Origin of the sequence: Shigella sp. FC1567 (assembly GCF_001743015.1) — a bacterium.
Lineage (GTDB): Bacteria > Pseudomonadota > Gammaproteobacteria > Enterobacterales > Enterobacteriaceae > Escherichia > Escherichia coli.
Genome location: NZ_MIIV01000084.1, coordinates 1 through 8,342 on the forward strand (window position 1 = coordinate 1; position 8,342 = coordinate 8,342).

Sequence of the window (8,342 nt, forward strand, 5' to 3'; positions counted from 1 at the left end):
AAAGGTTCTCAGTATGTATCGCTGGCCTACACACAGCGGCTTAAGGAAGCCGGATTACTGGCATCAACAGGAAGTACAGGCGACTCGTATGACAACGCGATGGCGGAGAGCATCAATGGTCTTTACAAAGCGGAGGTAATACACCGTAAGAGCTGGAAAAACCGTGCAGAAGTGGAACTGGCCACACTCACGTGGGTGGACTGGTATAATAATCGACGATTGCTGGAAAGGCTGGGCCACATCCCTCCGGCAGAAGCAGAAAAAGCTTATTATGCTTCCATCGGAAACGATGATCTGGCAGCCTGAGTTCACAGATAAAACACTCTCCAGGAAACCCGGGGCGGTTCAGTAACTCATGAGCCGCCTTTTGGGCGGCTTTGTTGTTTATGGAGTGTGAGGAATGGGTAAAGGAAGCAGTAAGGGGCATACCCCGCGCGAAGCGAAGGACAACCTGAAGTCCACGCAGCTGCTGAGTGTGATCGATGCCATCAGCGAAGGGCCGGTTGAAGGTCCGGTGGATGGATTAAAAAGCGTGCTGCTGAACAGTACGCCGGTGCTGGACAGTGAGGGGAATACCAATATATCCGGCGTCACGGTGGTGTTCCGGGCCGGTGAGCAGGAGCAGACACCGCCGGAGGGATTTGAATCCTCCGGCTCCGAGACGGTGCTGGGTACGGAAGTGAAGTACGACACGCCGATTACCCGGACCATCACGTCGGCAAACATCGACCGTCTGCGCTTTACCTTCGGTGTGCAGGCACTGGTGGAAACCACCTCAAAGGGGGACCGGAATCCGTCGGAAGTCCGCCTGCTGGTTCAGATACAGCGTAATGGTGGCTGGGTGACGGAAAAAGACATCACCATTAAAGGCAAAACCACCTCACAGTATCTAGCATCGGTGGTGGTGGGTAACCTGCCGCCGCGCCCGTTCAATATCCGGATGCGCAGGATGACGCCGGACAGCACCACAGACCAGCTGCAGAACAAAACGCTCTGGTCGTCATACACCGAAATCATCGATGTGAAACAGTGCTACCCGAACACGGCACTGGTCGGCGTACAGGTGGATTCGGAGCAGTTCGGCAGCCAGCAGGTGAGCCGTAATTATCATCTGCGCGGGCGTATTCTGCAGGTGCCGTCGAACTATAACCCGCAGACTCGGCAATACAGCGGTATCTGGGACGGAACGTTTAAGCCAGCATACAGCAATAACATGGCCTGGTGTCTGTGGGATATGCTGACCCATCCACGCTACGGCATGGGGAAACGTCTTGGTGCGGCGGATGTGGACAAATGGGCGCTGTATGTCATCGGCCAGTACTGCGACCAGTCAGTGCCGGATGGCTTTGGTGGCACGGAGCCGCGCATCACCTGTAACGCTTACCTGACCACACAGCGTAAGGCGTGGGATGTGCTCAGTGATTTCTGTTCGGCGATGCGCTGTATGCCGGTATGGAACGGGCAGACGCTGACGTTCGTGCAGGACCGACCGTCGGATAAGGTGTGGACCTATAACCGCAGTAATGTGGTGATGCCGGATGATGGCGCGCCGTTCCGCTACAGCTTCAGCGCCCTGAAGGACCGCCATAATGCCGTTGAGGTGAACTGGATTGACCCGGATAACGGCTGGGAGACGGCGACAGAGCTTGTTGAAGATACGCAGGCCATTGCCCGTTACGGTCGTAACGTCACGAAGATGGATGCCTTTGGCTGTACCAGCCGGGGGCAGGCACACCGCGCCGGGCTGTGGCTGATTAAAACGGAGCTGCTGGAAACGCAGACCGTGGACTTCAGCGTGGGTGCAGAAGGGCTTCGCCATGTACCGGGCGATGTCATTGAAATCTGTGATGATGACTATGCCGGTATCAGCATCGGCGGGCGCGTGCTGGCGGTGAACAGCCAGACGCGGACACTGACGCTCGACCGTGAAATCACGCTGCCATCCTCCGGCACCACGCTGATAAGCCTGGTTGACGGACAGGGGAATCCGGTCAGCGTGGAGGTCCAGTCCGTCACCGACGGCGTGAAGGTGAAAGTGAGCCGTGTTCCTGACGGCGTTGCCGAATACAGCGTGTGGGGGCTGAAGCTGCCGACGCTGCGCCAGCGCCTGTTCCGCTGCGTGAGTATCCGTGAGAACGATGGCGGCACGTATGCCATCACCGCCGTGCAGCATGTACCGGAAAAAGAAGCCATCGTGGATAACGGGGCGCACTTTGACGCGACCAGAGCGGCACGGTGAATGGTGTCACGCCGCCAGCGGTGCAGCACCTGACTGCCGAAGTCACCGCAGACAGCGGGGAGTATCAGGTACTGGCCCGCTGGGACACGCCGAAGGTGGTGAAGGGCGTGAGCTTCCTGCTTCGCCTGACCGTGACAGCGGACGATGGCAGTGAGCGGCTGGTCAGCACGGCCCGGACGACGGAAACCACATACCGCTTCAGGCAGCTGGCGCTGGGGCGTTACATGTTGACGGTCCGGGCGGTAAATGCGTGGGGACAGCTGGGCGATCCGGCGTCGGTATCGTTCCGGATTGCCGCACCGGCAGCGCCGTCGCGGATTGAGCTGACGCCGGGCTATTTTCAGATAACCGCCACGCCGCATCTTGCCGTTTATGACCCGACGGTACAGTTTGAGTTCTGGTTTTCGGAAAAGCGGATTACCGATATCAGGAAGGTTGAAACCACAGCGCGCTATCTTGGCACGGGGCTGTACTGGATAGCCGCCAGTATCAATATCAAACCGGGCCATGATTATTATTTTTACGTTCGCAGTGTGAACACCGTTGGCAAATCGGCATTCGTGGAGGCTGTTGGTCAGCCGAGTGATGATGCATCCGGTTATCTGGATTTTTTCAAAGGCGAGATAGGGAAAACCCATCTGGCTCAGGAGCTGTGGACGCAGATTGATAACGGTCAGCTTGCGCCTGACCTGGCTGAAATCAGGACGTCCATTAAGGATGTCAGCAATGAAATCACGCAGACCGTCAATAAGAAACTGGAAGACCAGAGTGCGGCAATTCAGCAGATACAGAAGGTTCAGGTTGATACAAATAATAATCTGAACAGCATGTGGGCTGTGAAGCTGCAACAGATGAAGGACGGACGCCTTTATATTGCGGGTATCGGTGCCGGTATTGAGAATACGCCAGCAGGAATGCAGAGTCAGGTGCTGCTGGCGGCAGACAGGATTGCGATGATTAATCCTGCGAATGGCAACACAAAGCCGATGTTTGTTGGTCAGGGCGATCAGATATTCATGAACGACGTGTTCCTGAAACGCCTGACGGCTCCCACCATTACCAGCGGCGGTAATCCTCCGGCATTTTCCCTGACACCGGACGGGCGGCTGACGGCGAAAAATGCCGATATTAGCGGTAACGTGAATGCGAACTCCGGGACGCTCAACAACGTCACGATTAACGAGAACTGTCGGGTTCTGGGAAAACTGTCCGCCAACCAGATTGAAGGCGATCTCGTTAAAACAGTGGGCAAAGCTTTCCCCCGGGACTCCCGTGCACCGGAGCGGTGGCCATCAGGGACCATTACCGTCAGGGTTTATGACGATCAGCCGTTTGACCGGCAAATTGTTATTCCGGCGGTGGCATTCAGTGGCGCTAAGCATGAGAGAGAGCATACTGATATTTACTCCTCATGCCGTCTGATAGTGCGGAAAAACGGTGCTGAAATTTATAACCGTACCGCGCTGGATAATACGCTGATTTACAGTGGCGTTATTGATATGCCTGCCGGTCACGGTCACATGACACTGGAGTTTTCGGTGTCAGCATGGCTGGTAAATAACTGGTATCCCACAGCAAGTATCAGCGATTTGCTGGTTGTGGTGATGAAGAAAGCCACTACAGGCATCACGATTAGCTGAATTTTATAACCCAGATACGGGCACCAGAAATGGTGCCTTTTTTATTGCAGAAAAGCGAGAGGTAATTATGCGTAAATTATGTGCTGTTATTCTGTCCGCAGTAGTCTGGCTGGTTGCCGCTGGTATGCCAGCGAGCGCAGCAGAGCATCAGTCCACACTAAGCGCCGGGTATCTTCAGACCCATACTGATATGCCAGGCAGCGATGATCTGAACGGGATTAACGTGAAATACCGTTATGAGTTTACGGACACGCTGGGGCTGGTGACGTCATTCAGTTATGCCAATGCCAAAGATGAGCAAAAAACGCATTACAGCGATACCCGCTGGCATGAAGATTCCGTGCGTAACCGCTGGTTCAGCGTGATGGCGGGGCCGTCTGTGCGCGTGAATGAATGGTTCAGCGCGTATGCGATGGCGGGTGTGACTTACAGTCGTGTGTCGACTTTTTCCGGGGATTATCTCCGTGTAACTGACAGCAAGGGGAAAACGCACGATGTGCTGACCGGAAGTGATGACGGTCGCCACAGCAACACGTCTCTGGCGTGGGGGGCTGGCGTGCAGTTTAACCCGACCGAATCCGTGGCCATTGATATTGCTTATGAAGGCTCCGGCAGTGGTGACTGGCGTACCAACAGTTTCATCGTTGGTGTCGGCTATAAATTCTGATTAGCCAGGTAACACAGTGTTATGACAGCCCGCCGGTTCAGGCGGGCTTTTTTGTGGGGGGAATATGGCAGTACTGATTTCAGGTGTACTGAAAGATGGTGCAGGTAAGCCGATACAAAACTGCACCATTCAGCTAAAGGCCAGGCGCAACAGCACCACGGTGGTGGTGAACACAGTGGCCTCAGAAAATCCGGATGAAGCCGGGCGTTATACAATGGACGTCGAGTATGGTCAGTACAGCGTCAGTCTGTTGGTGGAGGGATTCCCGCCGTCACACGCCGGGATTATCACCGTATATGAGGACTCAAAGCCGGGCACACTGAATGATTTCCTCGGTGCAATGACGGAGGATGATGTCCGGCCAGAGGCACTGCGCCGTTTTGAACTGATGGTGGAAGAGGTGGCGCGTAACGCGTCCGCAGTGGCACAGAACACGGCAGCCGCGAAGAAGTCAGCCAGCGATGCCCGCACATCAGCCCGTGAGGCGGCAACCCATGCGACTGATGCTGCAGGCTCAGCACGCGCAGCCAGCACGTCAGCCGGACAGGCCGCGTCGTCGGCTCAGTCAGCGTCTTCCAGCGCAGGAGCGGCATCAACAAAGGCCAGTGAAGCATCGAAAAGTGCTGCTGCTGCAGAGTCCTCAAAAAGCGCGGCAGCTACCAGTGCCAGTGCCGCGAAAACGTCAGAAACGAATGCGGCAGCGTCACAACAATCAGCAGCCACTTCTGCATCCACCGCGACCACGAAAGCGTCAGAAGCAGCCACTTCAGCACGGGATGCGTCGGCTTCAAAAGAGGCGGCAAAATCATCAGAAACGAACGCAGCCTCGAGCGCCAGCAGCGCAGCTTCCTCGGCAACGGCGGCAGCAAATTCTGCGAAGGCGGCAAAAACGTCCGAGACGAACGCCAGGTCTTCTGAAACGGCAGCGGGACAGAGCGCCTCAGCTGCGGCAGACTCAAAAACAGCGGCTGCATTATCTGCCAGTGCCGCGTCAACAAGTGCCGGGCAGGCCTCAGCCAGTGCCACCGCCGCCGGAAAATCGGCAGAAAGTGCTGCATCGTCTGCTTCAACAGCCACAACGAAGGCTGGCGAAGCCGCTGTACAGGCCAGCGCAGCAGCGAGGTCTGCTTCCGCAGCGAAGACATCCGAGACGAACGCGAAAGCGTCGGAAACCAGCGCAGAATCCTCAAAAACGGCTGCCGCATCGTCCGCCAGTTCGGCGGCGTCATCGGCATCATCTGCGTCTGCTTCAAAAGATGAGGCGACCAGACAGGCGTCAGCAGCAAAGGGCAGCGCCACGACGGCATCCACGAAGGCGACAGAGGCAGCTGGCAGTGCGACGGCGGCAGCTCAGAGCAAAAGTACGGCGGAATCCGCGGCAACGCGCGCTGAGACAGCGGCAAAACGGGCAGAGGATATTGCATCCGCCGTGGCGCTTGAGGATGCGAGCACGACGAAAAAGGGGATAGTACAGCTCAGCAGTGCGACTAACAGCACTTCCGAGTCACTGGCGGCAACGCCAAAAGCCGTTAAGGCCGCGTATGAGCTGGCTAACGGGAAATACACCGCACAGGATGCAACGACAGCACAGAAAGGGATAGTTCAGCTTAGCAACGCGACCAACAGCACATCTGAAATGCTGGCGGCAACGCCAAAGTCGGTAAAGGCAGCCTATGACCTTGCTAACGGGAAATATACTGCTCAGGACGCTACGACAGCACAAAAAGGAATTGTCCAGCTCAGTAGTGCAACCAACAGCGCATCTGAAACGCTTGCCGCGACACCGAAAGCAGTGAAAGCAGCTAATGATAATGCGAATGGTCGGGTACCTTCTGCCCGTAAGGTGAATGGTAAGGCGCTTTCAGCGGATATAACACTGACGCCGAAAGATATTGGTACGCTTAACTCAACAACAATGTCATTCAGCGGTGGTGCTGGTTGGTTCAAATTAGCAACGGTAACCATGCCACAGGCGAGTTCTGTTGTTTCAATTACGTTGATTGGTGGTGCGGGATTTAACGTGGGGTCACCTCAACAGGCAGGTATATCTGAACTTGTTTTGCGTGCAGGTAATGGTAATCCGAAGGGGATTACTGGTGCTTTATGGCAGCGCACATCGACAGGGTTTACAAATTTTGCCTGGGTCAATACATCTGGTGATACTTACGATATTTACGTTGCAATCGGAAATTATGCGACTGGTGTAAATATTCAATGGGATTATACCAGTAATGCCAGCGTGACGATTCATACGTCACCAGCATATTCTGCTAATAAGCCGGAAGGGTTAACGGACGGTACAGTTTATTCACTCTATACGCCATCAGAGCAGTTTTATCCGCCTGGCGCACCAATCCCGTGGCCATCAGATACCGTTCCGTCTGGCTATGCCCTGATGCAGGGGCAGACTTTTGACAAATCTGCATACCCGAAACTTGCAGCCGCTTATCCGTCAGGCGTGATCCCTGATATGCGTGGCTGGACGATTAAGGGCAAACCCGCCAGTGGTCGTGCCGTATTGTCTCAGGAACAGGACGGCATTAAATCGCACACCCACAGCGCCAGCGCATCCAGTACGGATTTGGGGACGAAAAACACATCGTCGTTTGATTACGGAACCAAATCCACGAATAACACCGGGGCGCATACGCACAGTCTGAGTGGCTCTACGGGGTCTGCCGGTGATCATACTCATGGTAATGGTATTCGTTGACCAGGAGGCGGCGGTTCTGCGTTAGCATTTTATGATGGCGGTGGGTTCACTTATGTCCAGGATTCACAGTATCAAGTAAGCCCGGGGACTTCTTCCCGTAGATCGTATTATCAACGTATTCAGACACAGTCAGCAGGTGCTCATACCCACTCGCTGTCTGGTACTGCAGCAAGTTCTGGCGCACATGCACATACTGTAGGTATTGGTGCGCATACGCACTCCGTTGCGATTGGTTCACATGGACACACCATCACCGTTAACGCTGCTGGTAACGCGGAAAACACCGTCAAAAACATCGCATTTAACTATATTGTGAGGCTTGCATAATGGCATTCAGAATGAGTGAACAAGCACGGACCATAAAAATTTATAATCTGCTGGCCGGAACTAATGAATTTATTGGTGAAGGTGACGCATATATTCCGCCTCATACAGGTCTGCCAGCAAACAGTACCGATATTGCACCACCAGATATTCCTGCTGGCTTTGTGGCTGTTTTCAACAGTGATGAGGCATCGTGGCATCTCGTTGAAGACCATCGGGGTAAAACGGTTTATGACGTAGCGTCAGGGGACGAGTTATTTATTTCTGAACTCGGTCCGTTACCGGAAAATGTTACCTGGTTATCGCCGGAAGGGGAGTTTCAGAAGTGGAACGGCACAGCCTGGGTGAAGGATACGGAAGCAGAAAAAATGTTCCGGATCCGGGAGGCGGAAGAAACAAAAAACAACCTGATGCAGGTAGCCAGTGAGCATATTGCGCCGCTTCAGGATGCTGCAGATCTGGAAATTGCAACGGAGGAAGAAACCTCATTGCTGGAAGCCTGGAAAAAGTATCGGGTGTTGCTGAACCGTGTTGATACATCAACTGCACCTGATATTGAGTGGCCTACGAACCCTGTCAGGGAGTAATCATTGGGATTATGCCGCAGCACGTCTTAAGCAAGAACGTGCTGCGGTTGGATGCTATTTTTTCCCTGAAGCGGAAAACATTACTACAGTACCTTGAACCTTGGTTTTAACATTCTCGAAATGCTCTGAGAGTATATGTGTTAAGCCTTCTTCGGAATCTTTTGTGTTTGAA

General features: G+C 54.3%; 4 protein-coding genes and 3 pseudogenes. 6 read left to right on the forward strand and 1 reads right to left on the reverse strand.

Annotation, left to right across the window (positions count from 1 at the left end; translation table 11 throughout):
* The 6 genes and pseudogenes from BHE85_RS06595 to BHE85_RS28200 all read left to right on the forward strand — a co-directional run.
* The coding region (locus BHE85_RS06595) for an integrase core domain-containing protein (RefSeq protein ID WP_032232747.1) at positions 1 to 306 on the forward strand (306 nt) is incomplete at its 5' end.
* Between the two features lie 94 nt (positions 307 to 400).
* Positions 401 to 3,879, forward strand: a pseudogene (gene gpJ, locus BHE85_RS06600) (phage attachment tail tip protein J).
* 67 nt (positions 3,880 to 3,946) lie between these two features.
* On the forward strand, positions 3,947 to 4,546 hold the full coding sequence (locus tag BHE85_RS06605) for an Ail/Lom family outer membrane beta-barrel protein (protein WP_001228225.1): 600 nt from the start codon (positions 3,947 to 3,949) through the stop codon (positions 4,544 to 4,546).
* Positions 4,547 to 4,610: 64 nt separating this feature from the next.
* Positions 4,611 to 7,586, forward strand: a pseudogene (locus BHE85_RS06610) (phage tail protein).
* 11 nt (positions 7,587 to 7,597) lie between these two features.
* Entirely contained in the window at positions 7,598 to 8,170 is a 573-nt protein-coding gene (locus BHE85_RS06615; RefSeq protein ID WP_001294928.1) for a tail fiber assembly protein, read from the forward strand.
* Positions 8,143 to 8,280, forward strand: coding sequence for a hypothetical protein (locus BHE85_RS28200; RefSeq protein ID WP_001309429.1), 138 nt, complete (start codon positions 8,143 to 8,145; stop codon positions 8,278 to 8,280). Before BHE85_RS06615 ends, BHE85_RS28200 begins: the two co-directional genes overlap by 28 nt.
* On the opposite strand, the pseudogene BHE85_RS26700 reads toward BHE85_RS28200, so the two are convergent.
* Positions 8,225 to 8,342, reverse strand: a pseudogene (locus BHE85_RS26700) (class I SAM-dependent methyltransferase); the annotation flags it as partial. The gene BHE85_RS28200 and the pseudogene BHE85_RS26700 overlap by 56 nt on opposite strands.

What these genes read in the sequence shown, in the direction of transcription:
- BHE85_RS06605 (WP_001228225.1), top strand. Translation starts at nt 3,947, where the DNA reads ATGCGTAAATTATGTGCTGTTATTCTGTCCGCAGTAGTCTGGCTGGTT.
- BHE85_RS06615 (WP_001294928.1), top strand. Translation starts at nt 7,598, where the DNA reads ATGAGTGAACAAGCACGGACCATAAAAATTTATAATCTGCTGGCCGGA.